The sequence below is a fragment of the Leclercia sp. LSNIH3 genome, from assembly GCF_002935105.1.
Classification (GTDB): Bacteria; Pseudomonadota; Gammaproteobacteria; order Enterobacterales; family Enterobacteriaceae; genus Enterobacter; species Enterobacter adecarboxylatus.
In genome coordinates, this window is the sequence record NZ_CP026387.1 from 3438954 (window position 1) to 3464161 (window position 25208).

24 protein-coding genes are annotated in these 25208 nt (G+C 58.5%); 11 read left to right on the forward strand and 13 right to left on the reverse strand.

Translation table 11 applies throughout. From position 1 onward, the window contains the following. Nucleotides 1-51: 51 nt before the first annotated feature. Both gshA and luxS read left to right on the forward strand, forming a co-directional pair. Entirely contained in the window at nucleotides 52-1596 is a 1545-nt protein-coding gene (gene gshA / locus C3F35_RS16740) for a glutamate--cysteine ligase (RefSeq protein ID WP_103792543.1), read from the forward strand. 151 nt (nucleotides 1597-1747) lie between these two features. Continuing rightward, on the forward strand, nucleotides 1748-2263 hold the full coding sequence (gene luxS / locus C3F35_RS16745; protein ID WP_032613568.1) for an S-ribosylhomocysteine lyase: 516 nt from the start codon (nucleotides 1748-1750) through the stop codon (nucleotides 2261-2263). 79 nt (nucleotides 2264-2342) lie between these two features. On the opposite strand, the gene emrB is transcribed toward luxS, so the two are convergent. The 13 genes from emrB to hypA all read right to left on the reverse strand — a co-directional run bounded on the left by emrB (nucleotide 2343) and on the right by hypA (nucleotide 17131). Then, nucleotides 2343-3890: a multidrug efflux MFS transporter permease subunit EmrB gene (gene emrB, locus C3F35_RS16750; protein ID WP_032613566.1), complete on the reverse strand. Its 1548-nt coding sequence runs from the start codon at nucleotides 3888-3890 to the stop codon at nucleotides 2343-2345. A gap of 16 nt (nucleotides 3891-3906) precedes the next feature. Next, nucleotides 3907-5082 (reverse strand): multidrug efflux MFS transporter periplasmic adaptor subunit EmrA, encoded by a 1176-nt coding sequence (gene emrA / locus C3F35_RS16755; protein ID WP_032613565.1) that lies wholly within the window; start codon nucleotides 5080-5082, stop codon nucleotides 3907-3909. 125 nt (nucleotides 5083-5207) lie between these two features. Further along, on the reverse strand, nucleotides 5208-5738 hold the full coding sequence (gene mprA, locus C3F35_RS16760; protein WP_032613564.1) for a transcriptional repressor MprA: 531 nt from the start codon (nucleotides 5736-5738) through the stop codon (nucleotides 5208-5210). A gap of 312 nt (nucleotides 5739-6050) precedes the next feature. Beyond that, the gene (locus C3F35_RS16765; protein ID WP_032613562.1) at nucleotides 6051-7235 is read right to left on the reverse strand and encodes an MFS transporter; all 1185 of its coding nucleotides are present in this window, start codon (nucleotides 7233-7235) and stop codon (nucleotides 6051-6053) included. A 340-nt stretch (nucleotides 7236-7575) separates the two neighbouring features. After that, entirely contained in the window at nucleotides 7576-8571 is a 996-nt protein-coding gene (proX, locus tag C3F35_RS16770) for a glycine betaine/L-proline ABC transporter substrate-binding protein ProX (RefSeq protein WP_077226157.1), read from the reverse strand. Nucleotides 8572-8705: 134 nt separating this feature from the next. Then, the gene (gene proW, locus C3F35_RS16775) at nucleotides 8706-9839 is read right to left on the reverse strand and encodes a glycine betaine/L-proline ABC transporter permease ProW (protein WP_032613558.1); all 1134 of its coding nucleotides are present in this window, start codon (nucleotides 9837-9839) and stop codon (nucleotides 8706-8708) included. Further along, a complete protein-coding gene (gene proV / locus C3F35_RS16780; protein WP_032613556.1) occupies nucleotides 9832-11034 on the reverse strand; it encodes a glycine betaine/L-proline ABC transporter ATP-binding protein ProV in 1203 nt (400 codons plus the stop codon). Before proV ends, proW begins: the two co-directional genes overlap by 8 nt. A gap of 341 nt (nucleotides 11035-11375) precedes the next feature. Further along, nucleotides 11376-13463: a formate hydrogenlyase transcriptional activator FlhA gene (gene flhA, locus C3F35_RS16785; RefSeq protein ID WP_059307312.1), complete on the reverse strand. Its 2088-nt coding sequence runs from the start codon at nucleotides 13461-13463 to the stop codon at nucleotides 11376-11378. Nucleotides 13464-13507: 44 nt separating this feature from the next. Next, the gene (hypE, locus tag C3F35_RS16790; RefSeq protein ID WP_032613552.1) at nucleotides 13508-14518 is read right to left on the reverse strand and encodes a hydrogenase expression/formation protein HypE; all 1011 of its coding nucleotides are present in this window, start codon (nucleotides 14516-14518) and stop codon (nucleotides 13508-13510) included. Further along, a complete protein-coding gene (gene hypD, locus C3F35_RS16795) occupies nucleotides 14515-15636 on the reverse strand; it encodes a hydrogenase formation protein HypD (protein WP_103792542.1) in 1122 nt (373 codons plus the stop codon). Before hypD ends, hypE begins: the two co-directional genes overlap by 4 nt. Further along, nucleotides 15636-15914 (reverse strand): HypC/HybG/HupF family hydrogenase formation chaperone, encoded by a 279-nt coding sequence (locus C3F35_RS16800; RefSeq protein WP_103792541.1) that lies wholly within the window; start codon nucleotides 15912-15914, stop codon nucleotides 15636-15638. The genes hypD and C3F35_RS16800 overlap by 1 nt, the downstream gene beginning before the upstream one ends. Then, nucleotides 15905-16777 (reverse strand): hydrogenase nickel incorporation protein HypB, encoded by an 873-nt coding sequence (hypB, locus tag C3F35_RS16805; protein ID WP_077226162.1) that lies wholly within the window; start codon nucleotides 16775-16777, stop codon nucleotides 15905-15907. Before hypB ends, C3F35_RS16800 begins: the two co-directional genes overlap by 10 nt. A gap of 3 nt (nucleotides 16778-16780) precedes the next feature. After that, entirely contained in the window at nucleotides 16781-17131 is a 351-nt protein-coding gene (gene hypA / locus C3F35_RS16810; RefSeq protein WP_032613544.1) for a hydrogenase maturation nickel metallochaperone HypA, read from the reverse strand. A gap of 233 nt (nucleotides 17132-17364) precedes the next feature. Here hypA and C3F35_RS16815 point away from each other — a divergent pair, with 233 nt between their 5' ends. The 9 genes from C3F35_RS16815 (at nucleotide 17365) to hycI (ending at nucleotide 25162) form a co-directional block, all read left to right on the forward strand. Further along, nucleotides 17365-17823, forward strand: a complete 459-nt coding sequence (locus C3F35_RS16815) for a transcriptional regulator (protein WP_103792540.1) — start codon at nucleotides 17365-17367, stop codon at nucleotides 17821-17823. Between the two features lie 76 nt (nucleotides 17824-17899). Next, nucleotides 17900-18505, forward strand: a complete 606-nt coding sequence (locus tag C3F35_RS16820; protein WP_032613540.1) for a 4Fe-4S dicluster domain-containing protein — start codon at nucleotides 17900-17902, stop codon at nucleotides 18503-18505. Continuing rightward, a complete protein-coding gene (gene hycC / locus C3F35_RS16825; RefSeq protein WP_103792539.1) occupies nucleotides 18505-20334 on the forward strand; it encodes a formate hydrogenlyase subunit 3 in 1830 nt (609 codons plus the stop codon). The genes C3F35_RS16820 and hycC overlap by 1 nt, the downstream gene beginning before the upstream one ends. 2 nt (nucleotides 20335-20336) lie before the next feature. Beyond that, entirely contained in the window at nucleotides 20337-21260 is a 924-nt protein-coding gene (locus C3F35_RS16830) for a respiratory chain complex I subunit 1 family protein (protein WP_103792538.1), read from the forward strand. A 15-nt stretch (nucleotides 21261-21275) separates the two neighbouring features. Beyond that, entirely contained in the window at nucleotides 21276-22985 is a 1710-nt protein-coding gene (gene hycE / locus C3F35_RS16835; protein WP_077226166.1) for a formate hydrogenlyase subunit HycE, read from the forward strand. 12 nt (nucleotides 22986-22997) lie between these two features. Then, entirely contained in the window at nucleotides 22998-23543 is a 546-nt protein-coding gene (locus tag C3F35_RS16840; protein ID WP_103792537.1) for a formate hydrogenlyase complex iron-sulfur subunit, read from the forward strand. Next, complete coding sequence (gene nuoB / locus C3F35_RS16845) at nucleotides 23540-24304, forward strand: NADH-quinone oxidoreductase subunit B family protein (RefSeq protein WP_103792536.1); 765 nt, start codon at nucleotides 23540-23542, stop codon at nucleotides 24302-24304. The genes C3F35_RS16840 and nuoB overlap by 4 nt, the downstream gene beginning before the upstream one ends. After that, complete coding sequence (locus C3F35_RS16850) at nucleotides 24304-24714, forward strand: formate hydrogenlyase maturation HycH family protein (RefSeq protein WP_103792535.1); 411 nt, start codon at nucleotides 24304-24306, stop codon at nucleotides 24712-24714. The genes nuoB and C3F35_RS16850 overlap by 1 nt, the downstream gene beginning before the upstream one ends. Next, nucleotides 24707-25162, forward strand: coding sequence for a hydrogenase maturation peptidase HycI (hycI, locus tag C3F35_RS16855; protein ID WP_103792534.1), 456 nt, complete (start codon nucleotides 24707-24709; stop codon nucleotides 25160-25162). The genes C3F35_RS16850 and hycI overlap by 8 nt, the downstream gene beginning before the upstream one ends. The last annotated feature ends 46 nt before the right edge of the window (nucleotides 25163-25208 follow it).

The following is a 25208-nucleotide window of genomic DNA, read 5'->3' on the forward strand; positions in this document are numbered from 1 at the left end:
AACCATTACAATTATGCTAAATAAAATGATTTTGACAGGCGGGAGGTCGAATTGATCCCGGACGTATCACAGGCACTGGCCTGGCTGGAAAACCACCCTCAGGCTCTGAAGGGTATTCAGCGTGGTCTTGAGCGCGAAACGCTGCGCGTAAACGCGGATGGCAGTCTTGCAACGACGGGCCATCCACAGGCGTTGGGTTCCGCGCTGACCCATAAGTGGATCACTACTGATTTCGCTGAAGCGCTGCTTGAGTTCATTACGCCAGTTGATGGCGATATTGACCACATGCTGAAGGTTATGCGAGATATTCACCGCCACAGCGCCCGCAATCTGGGCGATGAACGTATGTGGCCGCTCAGCATGCCTTGCTATATCGAACAGGGCCAGGACATCGAACTGGCGCAGTATGGCACCTCTAACGTTGGTCGTCTGAAAACCCTCTATCGTGAAGGGCTGAAGAACCGCTATGGCGCACTGATGCAGACCATCTCTGGGGTGCATTATAACTTCTCGCTGCCGATGGCATTCTGGCAGGCGAAGTGCGGCGAGACGGACAAAGAGGCCATCTCTGCAGGCTATTTCCGCCTGATCCGTAACTACTATCGCTTTGGCTGGGTCATCCCATATCTGTTCGGCGCATCGCCGGCGATTTGCTCCTCTTTCCTGCAGGGCAAACCCACCACGCTGCCGTTTGAGAAGACTGACTGCGGTATGTATTACCTGCCGTACGCCACCTCTCTGCGTCTCAGCGACCTGGGATATACCAATAAGTCGCAAAGAAATCTCGGAATTACGTTTAACGACTTGCACGAGTATGTGGCAGGATTGAAGCGGGCGATCAAAACGCCATCGGAAGCGTACAGCGACATCGGACTTGTGAAAGACGGTAAACGCCTGCAAATCAACACCAACGTATTGCAGATCGAAAACGAACTGTACGCGCCGATCCGGCCAAAACGTGTCACCCGCAGCGGCGAGACACCGTCAGACGCTCTGCAACGCGGCGGTATTGAGTACATCGAAGTGCGTTCTCTGGATATCAACCCGTTCTCACCGATTGGTGTGGATGAGCAGCAGGTACGCTTCCTCGATCTGTTTATGGTCTGGTGCGTACTGGCCGATGCGCCGGAGATGAGCGCTGACGAACTGCTCTGCACCCGCACCAACTGGAACCGGGTCATCCTCGAAGGGCGCAAGCCTGGCCTGACGCTGGGCATCGGGTGTCAAACGGCGCAGTTCCCGTTACAGCAGGTGGGTAAAGATCTGTTCCGCGACCTTAAACGTGTCGCCCAAACGCTGGACAGCGTGTACGGTGGCGAAGCGTATCAGCAGGTGTGTGACCAACTGGTCGAAAGCTTTGATAACCCTGAGCTGACGTTCTCGGCGCGTATTCTGCGTTCGATGATCGATCAGGGGATTGGCGGCACCGGTCGTGCGCTTTCGGCGGAGTATCGGGATATGCTGCGACAGGAGCCGCTGGAAGTATTAAGCGAAGCCGAGTTTGCTGCGGAGCGCGATGCGTCCGTGGTGCGTCAGAGTGAGATTGAAGCGGCGGATACTGAGTCGTTTGAAGCGTTTCTGGCGAAACAGGCCTGACAGAAAAGAAAAAGGCCACATCGCTGTGGCCAAAATAACATCTCTGAAGAACAGGGATGATGATAACAAATGCGCGTCTTTCATATAGTCAGACTCGCGTTGAACAGAAGAGTTCATTTTTTTATAAAAAAATCACTATCGGAGGTGACGTATGCCGTTATTAGATAGCTTTACTGTCGACCATACCCGTATGGAAGCACCTGCTGTACGCGTTGCGAAGACCATGCATACCCCGCACGGCGACACGATCACTGTATTCGACCTGCGTTTCTGCGTACCGAACCAGGAAGTCATGCCAGAGAAAGGCATCCATACCCTGGAGCACCTGTTTGCAGGTTTCATGCGCGATCACCTGAACGGGAATGGCGTTGAGATCATCGATATCTCGCCGATGGGCTGCCGCACCGGCTTTTATATGAGCCTGATTGGTGTGCCGGAAGAGACGCGTGTTGCCGATGCCTGGAAAGCAGCGATGGCCGACGTGCTGAAGGTCAAAGAGCAGAACCAGATCCCGGAACTGAACGTTTACCAGTGTGGCACATACCAGATGCACTCCCTGGAAGAAGCCCAGGAGATTGCACGTCATATTCTTGAGCGTGACGTTCGCGTTAACAGCAACGAAGAGCTGGCGCTGCCAAAAGATAAACTGCAGGAACTGCACATCTAGCCACAAGGCAGTTGCGGGAATCGCGAGCATAAAAAAACGGATCTGCATGCAGATCCGTTTTTGTTTTCAGGCAGGCGACTCAGTGCGCGCCTCCGCCTCCGCCACCCGCCCCAAACGGCGGTTTGGCGAACCAGATCAGCCCCAGTAGCACAATGAACACCCCAGCCGATAGCCAGAAGATCTCATTGGCGGAGATTATCAGCCCCTGAGCGGTGATCTGCTGCGCTATCCAGCCTGAAGCCTGCTGCTCGGACATACCCATCCCCTGCAACTGGCTGTAGACCTCCTGCGCCTGCGGATTGAACACGTTCACCGATTCTGTCAGCTGCGCATGGTGCAACGACTCGCGGTTAGTCCACATGGTGGTGGTCATCGACGTACCGATAGAACCCGCCAGCGTACGCATAAAGTTCGACAGACTGGAAGCCGCCGCCATCCGTTCCGGCGGCAGGCCGGAGAGGGTGATGGTGGTCAGAGGCATAAAGAAGCACGCCACCGCAAAGCCCTGAATGAACTGCGGCCACGCGGAGGCACCAAAGTCCATGCCCGGCTCAAAGGTATAGGCACGCCAGTAGAAGCACACCGCATACATAATGAAGCTGAAGGTCACCAGCCGACGCATATCGAGCTTATGGGCGAAACGGCCGATAATCGGTGACAGCAGGACCGGGATCACCCCGACCGGTGCTGACGCCAGCCCCGCCCAGGTGGCAGTGTAGCCATATACCTCCTGCAACAGCTGCGGCAGCAGAACAATCGCGCCGAAGTAGAGCATGTAGGCAAGGCTGATACACAAGCAGCCTATGGTGAAGTTACGCGACTTAAACAACGACAGATCGACTATCGGGTTATCATCCGTCAGCTCCCAGACAATCAGGAAGCTTAGCGCCACCACCGCCACGACCGTCAAGACGATGATCTCCTGCGAGGCGAACCAGTCCAGCTCTTTCCCGCGGTCGAGCATGATCTGTAGACTGCCGATGCCCAGCACCAGCAGTGCCAGCCCCACGCCATCAATACGCCGTTGCTCGGTGCGGGTTTCGCGGCCACGCAGCGATTGCAGGGTCAGCAATACCACCACTGCGCCAATCGGCACGTTGATAAAGAAGATCCAGCCCCAGTGATAGTTATCGCTGATATAGCCGCCCAGAATCGGGCCGCAGATCGGGGCGACAATCACCGTCATCGACCACAGCGCCAGCGCGATAGACCGTTTGGCTGGCGGATAGTTGTTGAGGAGCAGACTTTGCGACAGCGGGATCAGCGGCCCGGCAACAATCCCCTGAATCACGCGGAAGAAGATCAGCATGGTCAGGCTGCTGGACACCCCGCACGCCCAGGAGGCGATGACAAAGGCGGTGGTGGACCAGAGGAACAGCTTCACTTCCCCGACGCGCTTTGCCAGCCAGCCGGTGATCGGAATGGAGATCGCATTCGCCACCCCGAACGAGGTGATTACCCATGTCCCCTGGCTCAGGGAGGAGCCAAGGTTCCCGGCGATGGTCGGGATCGCCACGTTGGCGATGGTGGAGTCCAGCACCTGCATGAAGGTCGCCAGCGACAGCGCAATGGTCATGATGACCAGTTGCGCGCCTTCCAACGGTTTGTGCGGTTTTTGCTGTTGCATAACGCTCACCTTTGGATTAACCGGCGTTCGCCTTCACGATCTCATCGATCAGCTTATTCACAGGCTCAAGGCTGATCTCGCGGGCATTACTTTCGTAAGCCGGGTTAGAACGGGCCTGGTTCGCCAGCATCTGACCGTCGCGGTTCGCGGTATCGACCGTGACCAGCGTGGAGAGGCCAATACGCAGCGGATGATCCGCCAGCTGTTTCTCATCCAGCTCGATACGCACCGGCAGACGCTGTACCACTTTGATCCAGTTTCCGGTGGCGTTCTGCGCAGGCAGCAGGGAGAAGGCGCTGCCGGTACCCATATCCAGCCCGACAACTTTACCGGTGTATTTCACCTCGTCGCCGTAGATATCGCTGACGATCGTTGCGCTCTGGCCGATACGCATATGCGCCAGCTGCGTCTCTTTGAAGTTAGCATCCACCCACAGGTTGGTCGCGGGCACGACCGCCATCAGCGGGGTTGAGGAGCTAATCTGCGCGCCAGGCTGCACCGAGCGACGGGAAACGTAGCCGGTCATCGGGCTGACAATTTTGGTTCGCTGCAGCGCCAGCCAGGCATTGCGCACTTCCGTCGCCGCCTGTTTCACCGCAGGTTGTTGATCGAGGGTCGTATCCAGCACCATCGCCTGGTTAGCGTTATATTGCTGAACAGAGACATCCAGTTGGGCCTGCGCGCTGGCAACCGCGTCACGGGCGTGTTGCAACTCTTCACGGCCAATCAGGTTAGCGTTACCGAGTGGAACACGACGATTGAAATCGGTCTGCGCCTGGGCGAGGGCGGTCTTCTGCACATTGATGCTGGCCTGCAGCTGTTTGCTGTTGATCATCAGCTGACGGGTCTGACGCACGCTCGAGGCCAGCTCGGTCTGTGCTTTTTCAAACGCCTGCTGGGCGTCGGTCGGATCCAGCGTGACCAGCACGTCGCCTTTTTGCACAAAGTCGGTATTGTCAGCCCAGACTTTCGTCACGCTGCCCGACACCTGCGCCATAATCTGAACCTGGTTCCCTGCCACGTACGCATCATCCGTCTCTTCAGTATGACGCAGTACTAAAAACCAATAGATCCCATATGCCACGGCAATGATAATAAAGAGCAAGGTCAGCAGCAGAAGGGCGCGCTTGCGTTTGCCTTTCTTCTTGTTGACCGGTTGCTGCGGGGTTGTGTTCTCCGCATTTGCGCTCATGATTTTCTCCACGATCTTATTATTTCACATCGGCTGAGCCGACCTGTTATCAGAAAGGCCAGCACTGTGATGTGCTGGCCTGTCGGTTTTCTTATGAATCTGGATTTTTGGAGCGTGTCGTCGCGTTAGCGCAGCGCCTCAAGAACGGCGCCATCTTCATCCATCTGGTCAAGACGGGTGAGAAGCTTGCGGGTGATATGCTCGAGCTGCTCTTTCTCGGTACCACTTAAAGACGACCAGAGTTGATGCAGGCAGTTGTGCTGAGGTGGAAGCACCTCACGCAGGAATTCATGACCTTTCTCGGTCAGTTGCAGATGCAGACAACGGCGGTCGTTATCGCTTTCACGGCGTTCAATCCAGCCGCGTTTTTCCAGCTCATCGGCAATACGGGTTGCATTGGTACGAGACGAACCCAGGGCGCAACTCAGCTCGGAAGGCTGGATGCTGTGATTCTCCTGAGACTCCAGCGTAATCAACGCCATAAACAACGTCTCGTTAATCCCTTGAGCTTTCAGCATCTTATTGCGATTTTCCAGCAGCTTGCCCTGCATGTGCATGCAGAGACGGGTTAACAGGATCTCCTGATAAGGGAAATCTGCGTAGCGACTGGCGCGAAACTTAAGCATTTGTTCAATGGGCGTAAACGAACTATCCATTTGGGCATAACCTCATTAATTACAGCCGATATAGTAACGACAGTGACAAATAATGTAAATGAATTATTTGTGCGACTAAAATCCATCAGACAAATTTCACCGTCATCAAGAGCCGGGTAGATCCGTGACCCGGTAAGCACAGAAAAGAGGAGGGAGCACTGGCAAAACGGGGATGGGTCTTCGGGCGTAAGTTATTCATGCGGTATTCTAATATATTACCCACATAAAAATTTCCAGAATAAATGATTCCAGTCACCATAACAGACTGAGGGGTTCCTTAACACCCTAAGAAACCCCAAACTTATGTAAACCTTATTGAATAGCGTCCTGACGATGGTAGCCGCGCCACCAGACCAGCAGATTAAGGATAGCCATAACTGCCCCAACTGCACATACGCCCGCCCAGCCAGCATGCTGCCACGCTGAGGCCGAGATGAGCGACCCGGCGGCACCGCCGATGAAGTAGCTGGTCATGTAGCCCGCCGTCAGGCGGTTACGGGCCTCCGGCTTGACGCGGTAAATCACGGTCTGGTTGGTGATATGCACCCCCTGTACGGTGAGGTCCAGCACCAGAATGCCGACAATCAGCGCCAGCACCGAGACATGCCCGTACCAGATCGCCGCCCAGGAGAGCAGCAGCAGGACCAGACTGGCGGTCGTGGTAATGTGCGACTTGCCCTTATCCGCCAGCCCCCCCGCCGGACGTGCGCCCAGCGCCCCGGCTGCGCCCGCCAGGCCGAACAGGCCAATCATCCCTTCGGAATAGTTAAACGGCGGAGCGGCCAGCAGAAAGGCCATTGAGGTCCAGAGGATGCTGAAGTTGGCGAAGGTAAAACAACCCAGCAGCGCCCGGGTACGCAGCAGTTTATCGTGCGTGAACAGGCTAAAAACGGACCCCAGCAGCTGAGGGTAGTTGAGGTGGGTTTCGGATTTCACCTTCGGCAGGCCGCGCCACAGGGCGAGGGCCATCACCACCATCAGCACCGACGCCACCCAGTACACGGTGCGCCAGCCGCCGATGCCCGCCAGCAGACCTGCAACGGTACGTGCCAGCAAAATCCCCAGCAACAGGCCGCTCATAATGGTGCCGACCACTTTGCCGCGTTTTTCCGGCGAGGCGAGAGTGGCCGCGAGCGGCACCAGGATCTGCGCCACTACCGAGAACAGGCCGGTCAGGGCGGTGCCGAAGATCATCATCGCCAGCGACTGGCTGGAGGCGGTGATCAACATCCCGCCAGCGGCCAGCAGGGTCATGGAAACAATCATGGCCCGGCGTTCAAACATATCCCCCAGCGGGACGAGGAACAGCAGACCAACGGCATACCCCAGCTGCGCGGCGGTAACGATAAAACCGGCCGAGCTGGCTGACAGTGAAAAGTTACGCGCGATGGTTTCCAGTAGCGGCTGGGCGTAATAGTTACTGGCGACCGCCAGACCGGTTGCCACGGACATCAGAAGAATAAGTGCGGGGCTAAGCCCCTGAGTCGATTTTGTCATTAGGTTTTTGAAATCATTAGTTGAGTGATTATTTTTTCAGAAAACATAATAACGGATGAATAAGAAAGGAGGAGAACTGGTGAGTGATGGATTGTGCGGTTTGGGCTTCCCCCTCATTCCGGTCTTTCTTTCAGAGGAGAGAAGGTGTTCAGGCTCCCTCTCCATTCAAAGGAGAGAAGGTATTCAGGTTCTCTCTCTTCAGAGGATAAAAGGTGTTCAGATTCCCTCTCCCTTCAGAGGTTAGAAGATGCTCAGATACCCTCTCCCCAAAGGGGGGAGGGTAATCAGGTTCCCTCTCCCCTCAGGGGAGAGGGTTAGGGTGAGGGGAAACCGCGCGCACTTACTTCTGCGCTGCAAGCGCCTCATTTACCCACGCATCAAACTGCTGCTGGTGGGCTTTGATCCAGCCATCAACGTGACCCTGAACATCGGCCTCAGACGATTTGCCCGCATGCATCATCGCGTTCTGGGCGTTGATATCCGCCAGCGGCAGCTTCATTACCGAGAACAGCTTCGCTGCGGCTGGGTTTTTCTCAGCCCAGGCTTTGTTCGCAACGATGTGCATGGTGTTAACCGGGAAGCCATAGTTCATGCCGTTCGGCAGTTTGGTGTCGATATCCTTCTGCTCGCCCGGCAGAGAGGAGAACGGCACCTGCAGCCACACCACATCTTTACCTGGCTTCAGCACGTCGCTGACCCAGTACGGCGTCCAGGTGTAATAGATGACCGGCTTGCCTTCCTTAAAGCGGGCAATGGTATCGGCCATCATCGCCGAGTAGTTGCCGTGGCTAACATCCACGGTTTTGGCCAGATCGAAGGCTTTGTTCTGGTGGTTAATCACCGCCTCACAGCCCCAGCCCGGGGAACAGCCCATCATGTCGGCTTTGCCGTCACCATTGGTATCAAACAGTTTGGCAATCTTGGGATCTTTCAGCTGTTCGATATTGGTGATGTGGTACTGATCCGCAGTTTTCTTGTCGATCAGATAACCCTGTGCCGCACCGGAAACGAATGTCCCTTCACGGTAGAATTTCTTATCACCGCCCGCCGCGGCGTACATATCGTCATGCAGCGGCTGCCAGTTCACGGCAGTAAAGGTGGCGTCGCCGGAGGCAATCGAGGTATAGCCCACGTTGTAATCCACTTCGCTGGGCTTATTGACGGTATAACCCAGCTTCTCCAGCGCCCGGCTAACCAGCCCGGTCTGGAACGACTCTTCGGAGATGGTGCTCTGTACCGGTTGCACGGTAATGCCTTTGCCAGGCAGTTCAGCGGCGAATGTGCCGGTAGAGACAAAGGTGGCAAACGCTGTGGCAAAAATTACGCTATGTCGCATCGTTGTTCCTTATTTTAGAAATGTACCCGTCATCATTTACGTTGCAGGTGCGTTGGCTTTGATCGCTTACCCCAGCCACAGCGTGATCTGTGTGCCCGGGGATTCGCTCTCTGGCCGCCTTCCTGCAACCCGAATTATTTAGGGAAAAAACGGGTGATTAACCCGACAGGGCCGGTGGTATACCAGCGACGGTTGCCGCGACTGCGTGAATCACGACCGACAGCCTGGGTCAGGCGGTCAAGAATGATGGCGAGGATCACGATCCCCACGCCGCCCACGGTGGCCAGCCCCATATCGAGACGGCCAATGCCGCGCAGAACCATCTGGCCAAGACCGCCCACAGCGATCATCGAGGCGATCACCACCATCGACAGGGCCAGCATCAGGGTCTGGTTCACACCGGCCATAATGGTCGGCATCGCCAGCGGGAGCTGAACCTTAAACAGCATCTGACGCGGGCTGGCACCAAACGAGCGCGAGGCTTCAATCAGATCGGCGGGTACCTGGTTAATCCCCAGAATGGTCAGACGCACAATAGGCGGCAGGGCGAAGATAATGGTCACCACCACGCCCGGCACGTTGCCGATGCCAAACAGCATCACAATCGGCACCAGATAGACAAACGCCGGGGTAGTCTGCATCGCATCCAGCAGCGGCCGGATAATTTTGGCCGCCCGCGGGCTGCGCGCCAGCCAGATCCCCATCGGCAGGCCGATCACCACGCAGAAGAGCAGGGCGGTCAGCACCAGCGCCAGGGTGATCATCGCCTGCGACCAGGCACCGATCGCGCCGATCAGGATCAGCGAGATCAGCGTCGCCACGCCCATCCCCGCGCTGCCAAACTGCCAGGCAATCAGCGAGAACAGCACGATAGCCACGGGCGCTGGCATGCCCAGCATCAGCTGCTGGAAGCCGTTAAGGATGTAATCCACCGGCACACGAATGCCCTGGAAAACCGGACGGAAGTGGGTCACCACCCAGTCGATCCCTTCGGTAACCCAGCGGTCGAGCGGGATCAGCGTCTTATGGAACGGATCCATAATGTTGAAATGCTCAGGTTCCGGTGCCGGGGCGCTGGTCAGCCAGTCAGCCGTGCCGCCATCGGTGGGTGCTGGCGCAGCCGGGGAAGAACCCCATGCGTCAGCGGATTGTGCCGCGCTGTCAGCGCCAGGTGCTGGCGTAGCCGGGGTGGAACCCCACGCATCAGCGGATTGTGCCGCGTTGTCAGCGGCGTCTGTGGTGCCCCACGGGTTAGATTGATCAGCCATTGTTTGCCCCCTCGCGATCTAAAGCCTGCAGCAGCATCCGTTTTGAGATGATGCCGACGTACTGTTGTTCTTCTCCGACTACCGGCACCGCGCAAGGCGCCTGGCCGACATGAGAGAGCAACTCGCTGAGCGGCGTTTCGGCGTCCACGGCAAGTGGAGCGTCAATCAACGCCGCATCGATACCCTGGTTTTCGCCAAGGGCGGTTTTCAGGGAATCGATGGAGACAACACCAACAAATTTATTACCGCGTTCAACCAGATAGCCGTATTCGCGGTCTTCATCCTGCAACAGCTTCAGCGCCGAGCGTGGGCCGAAGCCTGGGGTTCTGCGGATAATGCCGTTCGGCGTGCGGCGGGCAATATCTTTGGCGCTAAATACCTGACTAATATCCACGCCACGGAAGAAGGTGCGCACGTAATCGTTCGCCGGATTATTCAGAATTTCATCCGGGGTTCCCACCTGCACCACTTCGCCGTTTTGCATAATGGCAATGCGGTCGCCAATTCGCATGGCTTCATCAAGATCATGGGAAATAAAGACAATAGTGCGCTGATGCCGCGATTGCAGTTTTACCAGCTCGTCCTGCATCTCGGTACGAATTAACGGGTCGAGCGCCGAAAAAGCTTCGTCCATTAATAATATATCGGGATTGATCGCTAATGCGCGGGCTAATCCCACGCGCTGACGCATCCCACCAGAAAGTTCATCCGGGTAGGCGTGGGCATAATTTTCCAGCCCGACCTGACGCAGGGCATCCAGCGCTTTTTCCTGACGCTCACTGGCCGGTACACCGGCTAATTCCATACCGAAGGCGGTGTTATTTAACACCGTCATATGCGGCATCAAAGCGAACGACTGGAACACCATCGCGATCTTTTTTCTGCGCACCTCGCGAAGCTCGGCGTCCGATATTTTGGCGATATCCACGCCATCTATCAGCACCTGTCCGCGGGTGGGTTCAATCAGGCGATTGAGAAGGCGAACCATAGTGGATTTACCCGAACCGGATAACCCCATGATGACAAAAATCTCGCCTTCTTCAATGGCCAGACTGGCGTCTTTAACGCCAAGCGACAGCCCGGTTTTTTCCAGAATATGTTCTTTTGAAAGTCCTTTTTCAATATATTTGAATGCGCGCTGCGGGTGCTCGCCAAATACTTTATAAAGATTCTTAACTTCTAATTTAATTGCCATGCAATAAAGAATGTCCCGTTATTTATTTACGTCGATATATTTACCAGTGAATATAATTAACCGGCCATACCCTATCATACTCAGAATCTGAGACAACCCTGAATTGGCTTGTGGCATGATTTTTGCCGCGCGCGAACCGGCGCAATTTCCCATGAGATAAGGGCTGGGGGCGGTATGAGTTTTTCTTGAGAAATGTCTTATTGAGGAGAAATTCGCGAAGAGAGAACAAAAATGCAGAAGAATATGACAGGAGAATGATGCCGGTGAGGGCCGGAAAATATCACCCCAAAATCATGAGAATAATATTGCTCTCATGCCGGTGATATTCCCCCCCCTGCGCCTTACAAAAGATCGTTCTTATCAATGCCCAGACGCTTCATGCGCGACAGAAGTGTGGTGCGCTTCAGGCCCAGGCGTTGGGCCGCCCCTCTTGGCCCGGCGATCACACCGTTGGTCTCTTTCAGTACGCGCATAATGTGTTGATATTCCTCTTCGCCTTCACGAAGCGTACTGACTGCCGTCTCCGGCGGCGTAGCGCTGACAAACCGGGGGTAATCGATATCCGGTAGTGACAGTTGCAGGACATTACCGCGGGTGAGCAACACGGCGCGCTCAATCACGTTTTCCAGCTCGCGCACGTTGCCTGGCCACTCCATCTTGCTGAGCTGACGCAGCGTATCCGCCGGGATGCTGTCGATATTGCGCCCTAAGCGGTGAGCAATTTTGGAGGTGAACGACTTCACCAGCAGCGGGATATCTTCCGGGCGTTCCCGCAGCGGCGGCAGGAAGATCGGGAACACGTTGAGCCGGTAGTAAAGGTCGCTGCGAAACTCACGATCGGCGACCATTTGCGTTAAGTCGCGGTTAGTTGCGGCAATAAGGCGCACGTCGGTGTGGATGGTGCGGTTGCTGCCGAGCCGCTCGAACTCCTGCTCCTGGAGCACACGCAGCAGCTTGGGCTGAAGCTCTAACGGCATATCCCCCACTTCATCGAGAAACAGCGTGCTTTTGTCCGCCAGTTCAAAGCGGCCAATATGCTGGGCACTGGCACCGGTAAAGGCACCGCGCTCGTGGCCGAACAGATCGCTTTCCAGCAGCCCGGCGGGCATTGCCGCGCAGTTCATCTTCACCATCCGGCGATCGCTACGCCCGCTCAGGTTATGAATGGCGCGGGCAATCAGCTCCTTGCCGGTGCCGGTCTCGCCCAGTATCAGCACCGTACTGTTGCTGTGCGCGACCATCTCCACCTGCTTCATCACCGTCATCATCGGCGAGCTGCGGCCAATAATTTCGCCAAAATCGGTGGCGACGTTATTGATCTGCTCGGTGAGGGCGAGGTTCTCGTCGATCAGCCGCTCCTTAAGATGGCTGATTTCGCGGTAGGAGAGGGCGTTATCCACGGCAATGGCGATGCGTTCGGCAATCTGGTTCAGCAGTTCCAGATTCGAAGCCGTAAACACCTGCGCCTTGCACTGCGCCAGCTTCAGGGTGCCGAGGATCCGCTCGCGGAAGATCAGCGGGAACAGGCACAGGGTCTGATCCTGTTCGCCCCACATATCAAACAGCATGCGTTCGTAAGGGGCGTGCTGATCCCGGCTGTGCAGATTAAGCATCAGCATCTTTTTGTTACGCATGACTTTTTCAGACAGCGTGCCTTTCTCGTCCACCTCGCTCTGATCGTACAGCGGGGCGTTTTTATCCAGGTAATGGGTGGAATAGACGAGGAGCTTGCCCTTGCGCTCGCTGCGCAACACCATGCTGATGGAATCAATGCCGAAGTTGCGCTGGATCTCCCGGGAAACCTCCGTCACCAGCTCGTCGAGGTCGAGTTTAGACAGCACCGCGTTAGTGATGGCAACCAGCAGACGAAAGTCGTTGCGTTCCCGGCACAGCACCTCATAGCTGTCGCTGCTATTCTGGCGGGCCATCAGCTGCTCGACTGCCAGGCCCGCCGCCTGGGTCAGCGTTTGCAGCCGGGAAAAGTCGCTGTCGCTCCAGGGACGATCGTTGTTACGCAGGAACTCGCAGCCACCAAAGATCCGACCGTCGGCCGCCAGCGGCGTCAGGCAATAGTGGGCCAGGGGGGCGTACAGATCCAGGCGGGCCAGCGCCGGCCAGGTCTCTTTAAAGGTCTCTGCCTGGCAGTGCAGCACGTCCGGGCGCGACAGCATGCGGCGAAAAGGCCCGTTCGCCAGCAGCGGCTCATCTTCATAGCGGATATCCCGATCCTGCTCGTCGGTGCTGTACAGATACACGCGACGCTGCTCTGGCTGCCAGAGCAGAATGTTCGCGCGATCGGCCAGGTTCATCTGCCGGGCATGCCAGGCCAGTGACCGCGCGAGGGCGCAGAGATCCGGCTGTTGCAGCAGGGTTCGGGTAATATCGAACAATCCTTGATCGAGGGGATCGTTCGTGGGTGTATACGACATGCGTTATATCCAGAAAAATGAGAAGCGAATAGGTGCTGCCGGGGTCAACAAATGCGCGGTAGCGGTTCGGCATGCGGCAAATTCAGGGTTCGCTTCACGCCGTAAAGCCCGGCAAGCCGGACGCCTTTGCGCTCTACCACCTCGCCAATGATGGCCGCGTCCTGGCCCAGAGGATGCTGACGTACTAAGCCTAGCACGCGCTCCGCTTCATGGCGTCCGACGGCAATCACCAGCTTGCCTTCGTTGGCAAAGTTGAGCGGATCCAGTCCCAGCAACTCGCACGCGCCGCGCACGGCGGGCTTCACGGGCAGGGCGCTCTCCTGTAATTCAATGCCACAGCCGCTGCTGGCGGCAAACTCATGGGCGACGGCATTCACACCGCCGCGGGTCGCATCGCGCAGGGCTTTAATGCCCGGCTCTGCCCGAAGCGCCTGAATGAGCGGCGTCAGTACGGCGCAGTCACTGTGCAGATCGCCATCCAGACCTAAACCTTCACGCAGATTCAGGATGGTGGCACCATGATCCCCCAGCGTGCCGCTGACCAGCAGCACATCGCCCGCCGCAATCTGGCGCATGCCCCAGTTTACGCCTGCGGGAATCGAACCGATACCGGCGGTGTTAATAAACACTTTATCCGCCGCCCCACGGGGGACGACTTTGGTATCGCCGGTCACGATGGTAATACCCGCCGCCGCGGCTGTCGCGGCCATGCTGGCGACGATGCGTTCCAGCGTCGCCATCTCCAGCCCCTCCTCCAGAATAAAGCCGCAGGAGAGCCAGCGCGGAATTGCGCCGCTGACGGCCACATCGTTAGCTGTCCCGCAGACAGCCAACTTGCCAATATCGCCGCCGGGGAAAAACAGCGGGTCAATAACGTAGCTGTCCGTGGAAAAGGCCAGCCGATCGCCCTGGGCGGTCAGTTCCTGAAGGGGAATGCGGGCCTGATCTTCCTGCTCGTTCAAAAGCGGGTTGGCGAAGGCGCGCATAAAAAGCTCACCGATCAGCTGCTGCATGGCCTGTCCACCGCTCCCGTGGGCGAGGGTTATCTGTTTCAACTTTCACACTCCTGAGAACGGTACTGATACCAGGCGCTACACGCCCCTTCTGATGACACCATCAGCGCGCCAAAGGCGCTTTGCGGCGTGCATTTATTACCAAATAACGGACACTGGGCCGGTTTGCAGCGCCCGGTCAACACCGCGCCGCAGCGTGCCTGAGGATCGTCGCAGATGTCTTGTGCGCGGGTGCTGAAGTGGCGCTCGGCGTCAAACTGGCGATACGCGTCGGTGAGATGCACGCCGGAGTGATCAATTACCCCCAGCCCGCGCCATTCGCTTTCGCCTTCGATGGTAAACACCTTGTCGATAACCGCCTGCGCCAGCGGGTTGCCCTCTTCCGGCACGATGCGGCGATACTGATTTTCTACCTCGCTCACGCCCGCGATTTTCTGCTCAACCAGCATTAACACCCCTTGCAACAGATCCACCGGTTCAAACCCGGCTACCACCAGCGGGCGCTGATATTCATCTGCGATAAAATCGTAGGCGTGGGTACCAATCACCATGCTGACGTGGCCGGGGGCCAGAAAGGCGTCGATACCATTCTCCGGCTGTTCCAGCAGGCTTTTCAGCACCGGGATTAGGGTGATGTGCTGGCAGAAAAAGAAGAAGTTCTGCACGTTGGCCGCTTTCGCCTGACGCAGGGTCAGGGCGGTGGCGGGCATGGTGGTTTCGAACCCAAGGCCGAAGAACACCACTTTACGTTCCGGGTGTTGCTGGGCCAGCTTCAGCGCGTCGGCAGGGGAGTAGATAATCCGCACATCCGCGCCGCGCATCCGGGCATCCAGCAGAGAGCCGTCTTTACCCGGCACCCGCATTGCATCGCCGAAGGTACAGAAGATCACCTCCGGGTGGCTGGCGATCTCAATGCAGGTGTCGATCCGCCCCATCGGCAGGACGCACACCGGGCAGCCGGGGCCGTGAATAAACTCGATATTCTCCGGCAGGAGCTGATCCAGGCCGAACTTGAAGATGGCGTGAGTGTGGCCGCCGCACACCTCCATAATCCGCAGCGGGCGCTGCGGGGTATAAGGCAAAGCGTTGGCGCGGGCGTTAAGCGTCTCAATCAGGCGCATCACCTTTTGCGGGTCGCGGTATTCGTCAACAAAACGCATCAGCGGGCCTCCTCGCCGAACAGCAGCGGGCCGACGTCCGGCTCGACGTCAAACATATTCTGTAGCGCGGCGAGGGTGTCCAGCGCCTCCTCTTCATTAATCACGCTCATGGCGAAGCCAACATGCACCAGCACCCACTGGCCGAGACGGCTGTTGCCGTTTTCATCGCACGCGCCGACCAGGGTGAGATCCACATCGCGCAGCACGCCGCAGACCTCCACTCTGGCCTGCATACCGTCTGCGATGGCGCTGATTTTACCGGGAACGCCTATGCACATCGCTGCGTCTCCAGCCAGTTAAGCCAGGCGTCCATGCCGTCCCCCCGCGTGGCAGAGACCAGCAGGATCGCAATATCCGGGTTCACTTCCCGCGCGGCGGCGAGGCATTTATCCACGTCAAAGTTAAGATACGGCAGCAGGTCAACTTTATTGAGCAGCATGATGGAGGCTGCGGCAAACATGTGCGGGTATTTCAGCGGTTTATCCTCGCCCTCAGTGACGGAGAGCACCGCCACCTTGTGGCGTTCACCAAGATCGAAGCTGGCCGGGCAGACCAGATTGCCGACGTTCTCGATAAACATAATGCCGCCGTCGTCCAGCGGCAGGCGCTGCATCGCATCATGGATCATCTGTGCGTCCAGGTGACAGCCTTTGCCGGTGTTGACCTGGATCGCCGGGGTGCCGGTGGCGCGGATCCGCTCGGCGTCATTCACGGTCTGCTGATCGCCTTCGATCACTGCGCAGGACACGCGATGCTGTAAGCGCTTTAAGGTCTCGGTGAGCAGGGTGGTTTTACCGGACCCGGGGCTGGAGACCAGATTCAGCGCCAGTTGTTGCCGGGCGCTGAACCGCTGGCGGTTGCGTTGGGCGAGCTGATTATTTTTGCTCAGCACGTCGATTTCAATCTCAACCATTTTACGCTGGCTCAGGCCCGGCGCATGGGTGCCCGCGACTCCCTGGCCGTAATCCAGCTGGCCCGGCTGCTGTTCTGTGGGGGCAAAGTCCCCGCCGCCAATCCGCGTGACGTGAAACGCCTGACGTGGTGCCGGGGAGAAAGGGGCGCTGCGAAAAGCGGAATGCGCATTCCGCTCGTCACCTTCTATATAGAGGTTGCCGCTATCGCAACCGCAGGTGGTACACATGGTTTACTCCTGTTCAATTTCCAGACGCGTGATATGCAGTCCGTCGTCAGCGACGATATTCAGACTTGCGCCGCCGCATTGCGGGCAGCGTCGTACGCGATGGGTAAGCAACTGGACGTACTCCTGACAGTCCTGACACCAGCATTCCGCTTGCTGTTCTTCCAGATGCAGCCCGCAGCCTTCGGCCAGGGTGCCGCGGCACACCAGCTCAAAGCAAAATTGCAGCGCGCTGCTTTCCACACAGGAAAAAGCGCCGACGCGCAGCCAGACATCCGTCACCCGTTTCGCGTGATGCTGATGGGCCTGTTGTTCGATCAATTCCAGCGCCTGCTGGCAGAGGGTAATTTCGTGCATTGTGCTATTCCCGGTGGAGTCTTGCCGGGTAAAGCAATATTGATGCCATCTTTTAGAGAGGGAAAAGCGGAAAGTAATCACGGGCCTGACAAAGATGACGAAATGACATGTCATTTTCTGTGATGTGGCGGGCTTTAAAATTTAAATATGTTTTAAATCAGCAATTTAAAAAATGGCATGAAATGTGCTTATTGAAGCGAACTCTTTATACAGGACGCATCAGGTATATCACCATGACACTTACCGAATTGAGCGAAAAAGCCCATTTTATTGCCGGACAACAGCGGACGCTCCGCGCCCACTGGAACCATTACGGCAACTCCCTGGTTCAGGCCATTACCCTTTCTAAAGCCAGTCTCTACCTGAGTGTGGGCTGCAATAACGACAGCGGGCTTGGTTTCTGGCTGTTCGACCACTTCCTTATCCGCGTGACGCCTGAGCAGGCGTTTAACGGGCATATCTTCAATTACACCATCGAAGCGCGTGACAACGAGGAGAGCGTGCTGATTGGCCGTGCCCGACTGAGCAACGACGGGATGCTGGACGGCACCATCGCCATCGACCAGCGCGAGGCGGTGCTCGACCATTTCCTCGAGAAAATCAACGGGGTCTATGCCGCGCTGTACGCCGCAACCGAACGCGGCGAATCGCTGACGCTGGCGACACTCGCGCAGCACCACGCCGCCGTCTGAATGCGATGTCGTCAGGTGTCGAAAATGACACTTCCGCCATTTTTCGTCAAAAATGACTATCACCAGAGGAAACCAGGTGAATCGTTTTGTAATTGCTGATCCCACGCTGTGTATCGGGTGCCATACCTGTGAAGCAGCCTGCTCAGAAAACCATCGCCAGCATGGCCTGCAAAGCCAGCCGCGACTGAAAGTGATGCGTAACAACACCGACTCTGCGCCGCAGCTTTGCCATCACTGCGAAGACGCCCCCTGCGCCCAGGTGTGCCCGGTCAATGCCATCACCCGGATTGACGGTGCCATCCAGCTCAATGAAAGCCTGTGCGTCAGCTGCAAGCTGTGCGGTATTGCCTGCCCGTTTGGCGCCGTCGAGTTTGCCGGGAGCCGCCCGCGGGCCATTCCTGCCAACTGTAATACCAGCAAGGCACCGATGGCCGCTCCGGCACCCGCCCGCGTCAGCCCGTTCCTAGACTGGGTGCCCGGCGTGCGCGCCATCGGGGTGAAGTGCGACCTGTGCTACTTCGACCCCGACGGCCCGGCGTGCGTGCGCACCTGCCCGACCAAATCCCTGCGTCTGATTAATAACGAGGACATCGCGCGCGCCAGCCGGAACAAGCGCGAACTCACCCTGCATACGGATCTGGGCGATCTGTCGCTGTTCCAGTCGCAACAAGGAGAGCTTTGATGAACGCCTTTTCGTTAATTAACCCGGCGCTGGGCATCTATGTGATAAGCGCCGTGCTGGCGTGGGTGGTTTGTGCCCACAAGCCGCTTAGCGGCGCTATTGCCGGGGTCGGTGGGGCGATGGCCAGCGCCATGGCGGTGGGGGCAGGGGCGATCGCGCTGATCGCTTCGCAAACCGGGCCGCTGTACGCAGAGATGGCCTGGCTGCACATCGGCATGCAGATGACCGGTATCCGCGCGATATGGCTTATCGCCATTGGCCTGCCAGCGTGCCTGGTCAGCCTGTATACCATTGCCTGGCACCGCCACCCGCAGGCGAAAGCCAACGGTCTGCTGGCCAACCTGCTGATGGCCGCCGCCGTGGCCGCCATTATGGTCGATAACCTCGGCTGGCTGGTGGTGATGGCGGAAGTGATGGCCCTGTGTGGCGCGTTTCTCACCGGCTGCGCCCAGTCCGGCAAGCTGTGGTTTGTGCTGGGCCGTCTGGGAACGATCCTGCTCGCCATCGCCTGCTGGCAGGCTTGGAGTTACTACGGCACCCTGAACTTTGGGGCGATGAGTGCGCTGGCAACCGCGCAGGCACCGGGGGCCAGCATCTGGCTACCAGGGCTGGCGGGATTTGGCCTGCTGGCCGGGGTGATCCCGCTGCACGGCTGGGCACCGCAGGCGCATGCCAATGCCAGCGCCCCCGCTGCCGCGCTGTTCTCAACGGTGGTAATGAAGGTCGGTCTCTACGGCATGCTCACCGTTTCCCTCAGTGGCGCGCTGCCTCCGCTGTGGCTGGGTGTGCTGCTGCTGGTGATGGGGATGCTCACCGCCTTTATCGGCGGGCTGTATGCCCTGATGGAGCACAACATCCAGCGCCTGCTGGCGTACCACACCCTGGAAAACATCGGCATTATCCTGCTCGGCCTCGGGGCGGGCGTCACCGGTATTGCGCTGCACAGCAATCTGCTGATTGCGCTGGGCTTCACCGGCGGTCTCTACCATCTGGTTAGCCACGGGCTGTTTAAAACCACGCTGTTCCTCGGCGCGGGCGCGGTGTGGTATCGCACCGGCCATCGCGATATCGAGAAGCTGGGCGGCATCGGCAAAAAAATGCCGCTCATCTCGCTGGCGATGCTGGTGGGGCTGATGGCGATGGCGGCCCTGCCGCCGCTGAACGGTTTTGCCGGGGAGTGGGTGATCTATCAGTCCTTCTTTAACCTCGGTACCCACGACGCCTTTATCGCCCGCCTGCTGGGGCCGCTGCTGGCGACCGGCCTGGCGATCACCGGCGCGCTGGCGGTGATGTGTATGGCGAAAGTCTATGGCGTCACCTTCCTGGGCGCACCGCGCACCAGGGAGGCGGAAAACGCCTGCTGCGCGCCCTGGCTGATGACCGCCAGCACCGTGCTGGCGGCGTTGTGCTGTGTGGCGGGCGGCGTGGCGACCCCCTGGTTCCTGCCCATCGTAAGCCAGCTGTTCCCGGTGAGCGGCGGCGAGATCTCCACGGTGTCGCAGCCGATGATTACCCTCCTGCTGCTCGCCGGTCTGCTGCTGCCGTTCATCCTGATGGTGCTCTGCAAAGGCGATCGCCTGCCGAACCGCTCCCGCGGCTTTGCCTGGGTCTGCGGTTACGATCACGAAGCTGCGATGGTCATCACCGCCCACGGCTTTGCGATGCCGGTGAAAGAGTCCTTTGCCCCGGTGCTGAAGCTGCGCAAGTGGCTTAACCCGGTCCGCTTTATCCCCGGCTGGCAGTGCAGCAGCACCGCCGTGTTGTTCCACCGTATCGCCCTGATTGAGCTGGCGGTGCTGGTGGTTGTCGTTATCTCCCGAGGAGCCTGAACATGACCCTCATTTATGCATTGCTTCAGGCGCTGGTGCTGTTTGCCATGGCGCCGCTGCTGGCGGGCATTACCCGCGTGGCGCGTGCCCGTCTGCATACCCGTCGCGGGCCGGATATCTTCCAGGAGTACCGGGATCTGATCAAACTGCTGGGCCGCCAGAGCGTGGCCCCGGCGGCCTCCGGCTGGGTCTTCCGTCTGATGCCCTTTGTGATGGTGGCGGTGATGCTCGCCATTGCCACCGCGCTGCCGGTAATCACCCTTAACTCTCCACTGCCTGCGCTGGGGGATCTGATCACCCTGATCTACCTCTTTGCCATTGCACGCTTCTTCTTCGCCATTGCCGGGCTGGACACCGGCAGCCCGTTCACCGGGATTGGCGCGAGTCGTGAAGCGATGCTCGGCGTGCTGGTGGAGCCGATCCTGTTGCTGAGTCTGTGGGTCGCCGCCCAGGTGGCAGGCACGACCCACATCAGCGCGGTGACCGCGACGATTTATCACTGGCCGGTGGCGCACAGCCTGACGCTGATTCTGGCGATGTGCGCCTGCGCTTTCGCCACCTTTATCGAGATGGGCAAGCTGCCGTTTGACCTCGCCGAAGCCGAGCAGGAGCTACAGGAAGGCCCGCTGTCGGAATACAGCGGCGCGGGTTTTGCGCTGCTCAAGTGGGGCATCAGCCTGAAACAGCTGGTGGTGCTGCAGATGTTCGTCGGGGTGTTTATCCCCTGGGGGCAGATGACGCACTTCTCCGCAGGCGGTCTGCTGCTGGCGCTGGTCATCGCAGCGATCAAGCTGGTGGCGGGCGTACTGGTGATTGCGCTGTTCGAGAACAGCATGGCGCGTCTGCGCTTTAACGCCACCTCCCGGATTACCTGGACCGGTTTTGGTCTGGCATTTTTAGCTTTCGTCTCCTTGCTGGCGGCGTGACTGTAGAGAATACCCATGTCTGAAGAAAAAGTTGGTCAACACTATCTTGCCGCCCTGCATCAGGCCTTCCCTGGCGTGGTGCTGGATGAAGCCTGGCAGACCAAAGACCAAATCACCGTGACGGTGAAAGTGAACTACCTGCCGGAAGTGGTCGAGTTCCTGTACTACAAGCAGGGCGGCTGGCTGTCGGTACTGTTTGGCAATGACGAACGCCAGCTCTGCGGCAGCTATGCCGTGTACTACGTGCTGTCGATGGAGCAGGGCACCCGCTGCTGGCTCACCGTGCGTGTGGAAGTGGACGCCGATAAGCCAGAGTTCCCGTCCGTTACCCCGCGCGTACCTGCTGCGGTATGGGGCGAGCGCGAAGTGCGCGACATGTACGGCCTGATCCCGGTCGGCCTGCCGGACGAGCGCCGTCTGGTGCTGCCGGATGACTGGCCGGACGAACTCTATCCGCTGCGTAAAGACAGCATGGATTACCGTCAGCGTCCGGCCCCGACCACCGACAAAGAGACCTACGAGTTCATCAACGAACTCGGGGATAAGAAAAACAACGTGGTGCCGATTGGCCCGCTGCACGTCACCTCGGATGAACCAGGCCACTTCCGTCTGTTCGTTGACGGCGAGAACATCATCGACGCCGACTACCGCCTGTTCTACGTCCATCGCGGCATGGAGAAGCTGGCCGAAACCCGCATGGGCTACAACGAAGTCACCTTCCTGTCGGATCGCGTGTGCGGTATCTGCGGCTTTGCCCACAGCACGGCATACACCACCTCGGTGGAGAATGCGATGGGGATCGTGGTGCCGGAACGCGCCCAGATGATCCGCGCCATCCTGCTGGAGGTGGAACGCCTGCACTCGCACCTGCTGAACCTCGGCCTGGCCTGCCACTTTGTCGGCTTCGACTCCGGTTTTATGCAGTTCTTCCGCGTGCGTGAGACCTCGATGAAGATGGCGGAGATCCTCACCGGGGCGCGTAAAACCTACGGTCTGAACCTGATCGGCGGCATCCGTCGCGACCTGCTGAAAGACGACATGATTGCCACCCGCCTGCTGGCCCAGCAGATGCGCCGCGAGGTGCAGGATCTGGTGGATATCCTGCTGAGCACGCCAAACATCGAACAGCGCACCGTTGGCGTGGGTCGTCTCGACCCGCAGATCGCCCGCGACTTCAGCAACGTCGGCCCGATGGTACGCGCCAGCGGCCACGCCCGCGATACCCGCGCCGATCACCCCTTTGTCGGGTACGGCCTGCTGCCGATGGAGGTCCACACCGAGCAGGGCTGCGACGTGATCTCCCGCCTGAAAGTGCGCATCAACGAAGTCTTCACCGCCCTGAACATGATTGATTTTGGTCTGGATAACCTGCCGGGCGGCGAGCTGATGGTGGAAGGCTTTACCTATATCCCGAACCGTTTTGCGCTGGGCTTTAGCGAAGCGCCGCGCGGGGATGATATCCACTGGAGCATGACCGGCGACAACCAGAAGCTGTGGCGCTGGCGCTGCCGGGCGGCCACCTACGCCAACTGGCCGACGCTACGCTACATGTTGCGGGGCAACACGGTCTCCGATGCGCCGCTGATTATCGGCAGCCTCGACCCGTGCTACTCCTGCACCGACCGCATGACGGTGGTGGACGTGCGCAAGAAGAAGAGCAAGGTGGTTCCTTATAAAGAACTGGAACGCTACAGCATCGAACGCAAAAACTCGCCGCTGAAATAACCCGGAGCACCCATGTTTACCTTTATCAAAAAAGTCATCAAAACCGGCACGGTGACGGAGTCGTATCCCCTCCAGCCGATTGCGGTCGACAAAAATATGCGCGGCAAGCCGGAGCACGACCCTAAGCAGTGTATCGGCTGCGCGGCCTGCGTGAACGCCTGTCCGTCCAATGCGCTGACGGTGGAGACCGATTTAAAAAACGGTGAGCTGTTCTGGCAGTTCAATCTGGGGCGCTGCATCTTCTGCGGACGTTGCGAAGAAGTCTGCCCGACTACCGCCATCAAACTCTCGCAGGAGTATGAGCTGGCGGTGTGGAGCAAGGCCGATTTCCTCCAGCAGTCGCGCTTCGACATCTGCCACTGCCGGGTGTGCGAGCGCCCGTACGCGGTGCAGAAAGAGATCGACTACGTGATCGAACTGCTGCGCCACAACGGCGACAAACGCGCGGAACGTCACCGGGAAAGTTTTGAGACCTGCCCGGACTGCAAACGCCTGCAAGGGCTGACCCCCTCGGACAAAATCCATCTGACCCGCGAGATGAAGGAAGCGACACGATGAGCGAACTCTTAGGCCCACGTAACGAACAGGGGATCCCGGTGCCGGTGACGGTGGATGAGTCCATCGCCAGCATGAAGGCCTCGCTGCTGAAAAAAATTAAGCGCTCGGCCTACGTTTACCGCGTGGACTGCGGCGGCTGCAACGGCTGCGAGATCGAGATCTTCGCCACCCTGTCGCCGATTTTCGATACCGAACGCTTCGGCATCAAAGTGGTGCCATCTCCGCGCCACGCCGACATTCTGCTGTTTACCGGCGCAGTCACCCGCGCGATGCGCTCCCCGGCACTGCGCGCGTGGGAGTCGGCCCCGGATCCCAAAATCTGCATCTCCTACGGGGCCTGCGGCAACTCCGGCGGCATCTTCCACGACCTTTACTGCGTGTGGGGCGGTACCGACAAAATCGTGCCAGTGGATGTGTACATCCCCGGCTGCCCGCCATCGCCTGCCGCCACCCTGTATGGCTTTGCCATGGCGCTGGGGCTGCTGGAGCAAAAAATCCACGCCCGCGAACCGGGCAACCTGGACAACCAGCCCGCGGAACTGCTGCACCCGGAGATGGTTCAGCCCCTGCGGGTACGTATCGACCGTGCCGCGCGCCGTCTGGCGGGTTACCGCTATGGCCGCCAGATCGCCGACGACTTTATGCGCCATCTGGTGGATGGAGATAAAAGCGTGGCGGCCTGGCTGGCTCAGGAGAACGACCCGCGCCTGAATGAGATTGTGGCGAACCTCCTTGAGGTGGTCGGGCAGGAGCGTATCTGATGAGCGAAACCGTGGTGTTCAGCCAGCTCAGCCGCAAGTTCATTGATGAAAATGACAATACCCCCGACGACGCCCAACAGGTGATCTACTACGCACTGGCCATCGGTCACCATCTGGGGGTGATCGACTGCCTGGAGGCGGCGCTGACCTGTTCATGGGAGGACTACCTGGCGTGGATCGCCACCCTGGAAACAGGCAGCGAGGCGCGGCGCAAAATGGAGGGTGTGCCGCGCTACGGGGAGATCGTCATCGACGCTAATCATATTGTGATGCTGGCCAGCGCCTTTGATGCCGCGATGGCACGGCAGACGGCGCAACAGCAGGCGTGGAGCGAAGCATTGCTTGGCATGCTCCACGCCATTCACCAGGAAAACGCCATCTATCTGATGGTTCGGAGGCAACGTGACTGATGTTTTACTCTGCGTCGGCAACAGCATGATGGGCGACGACGGCGCCGGTCCGCTGCTGGCCGAGATGTGCCGCGAAGCACCCCGCGGTGACTGGGTGGTGTTCGACGGCGGCAGCGCCCCGGAAAACGACATCGTGGCAATCCGCGAGCTGCGCCCGGCGCGGCTGCTGATTGTCGATGCGACGGATATGGGGTTAAACCCCGGCGAGATCCGCCGCATCGACCCGGACGACATCGCCGAGATGTTTATGATGACGACGCACAATATGCCGCTGAACTACCTGGTGGATCAGCTAAAGGGGGATGTGGGGGAGGTGATCTTCTTAGGCATTCAGCCGGATATTGTCGGGTTTTATTATCCGATGACGGAGAAGGTGAAAGCTGCCGTCGAGAGGGTTTATGAAAGTCTGGTGGACAGGGATGGGGTGCTGGTGTTTGGGGAGTTGTAGGCGCTCTGGTTAACGGGGTTATGGGGAAAGGGTTCGCGGAGATGCG

Coding starts and splice junctions, on each gene's coding strand:
- C3F35_RS16850 (WP_103792535.1), top strand. CDS start 24,304: ATGAGCGAAACCGTGGTGTTCAGCCAGCTCAGCCGCAAGTTCATTGAT.
- C3F35_RS16765 (WP_032613562.1), bottom strand. CDS start 7,235: ATGACAAAATCGACTCAGGGGCTTAGCCCCGCACTTATTCTTCTGATG.
- emrA (WP_032613565.1), bottom strand. CDS start 5,082: ATGAGCGCAAATGCGGAGAACACAACCCCGCAGCAACCGGTCAACAAG.
- C3F35_RS16830 (WP_103792538.1), top strand. CDS start 20,337: ATGACCCTCATTTATGCATTGCTTCAGGCGCTGGTGCTGTTTGCCATG.
- hycC (WP_103792539.1), top strand. CDS start 18,505: ATGAACGCCTTTTCGTTAATTAACCCGGCGCTGGGCATCTATGTGATA.
- hypA (WP_032613544.1), bottom strand. CDS start 17,131: ATGCACGAAATTACCCTCTGCCAGCAGGCGCTGGAATTGATCGAACAA.
- C3F35_RS16800 (WP_103792541.1), bottom strand. CDS start 15,914: ATGTGCATAGGCGTTCCCGGTAAAATCAGCGCCATCGCAGACGGTATG.
- proW (WP_032613558.1), bottom strand. CDS start 9,839: ATGGCTGATCAATCTAACCCGTGGGGCACCACAGACGCCGCTGACAAC.
- hycE (WP_077226166.1), top strand. CDS start 21,276: ATGTCTGAAGAAAAAGTTGGTCAACACTATCTTGCCGCCCTGCATCAG.
- mprA (WP_032613564.1), bottom strand. CDS start 5,738: ATGGATAGTTCGTTTACGCCCATTGAACAAATGCTTAAGTTTCGCGCC.
- C3F35_RS16815 (WP_103792540.1), top strand. CDS start 17,365: ATGACACTTACCGAATTGAGCGAAAAAGCCCATTTTATTGCCGGACAA.
- hypB (WP_077226162.1), bottom strand. CDS start 16,777: ATGTGTACCACCTGCGGTTGCGATAGCGGCAACCTCTATATAGAAGGT.
- flhA (WP_059307312.1), bottom strand. CDS start 13,463: ATGTCGTATACACCCACGAACGATCCCCTCGATCAAGGATTGTTCGAT.
- nuoB (WP_103792536.1), top strand. CDS start 23,540: ATGAGCGAACTCTTAGGCCCACGTAACGAACAGGGGATCCCGGTGCCG.
- C3F35_RS16840 (WP_103792537.1), top strand. CDS start 22,998: ATGTTTACCTTTATCAAAAAAGTCATCAAAACCGGCACGGTGACGGAG.
- luxS (WP_032613568.1), top strand. CDS start 1,748: ATGCCGTTATTAGATAGCTTTACTGTCGACCATACCCGTATGGAAGCA.
- hypD (WP_103792542.1), bottom strand. CDS start 15,636: ATGCGTTTTGTTGACGAATACCGCGACCCGCAAAAGGTGATGCGCCTG.
- proV (WP_032613556.1), bottom strand. CDS start 11,034: ATGGCAATTAAATTAGAAGTTAAGAATCTTTATAAAGTATTTGGCGAG.
- emrB (WP_032613566.1), bottom strand. CDS start 3,890: ATGCAACAGCAAAAACCGCACAAACCGTTGGAAGGCGCGCAACTGGTC.
- proX (WP_077226157.1), bottom strand. CDS start 8,571: ATGCGACATAGCGTAATTTTTGCCACAGCGTTTGCCACCTTTGTCTCT.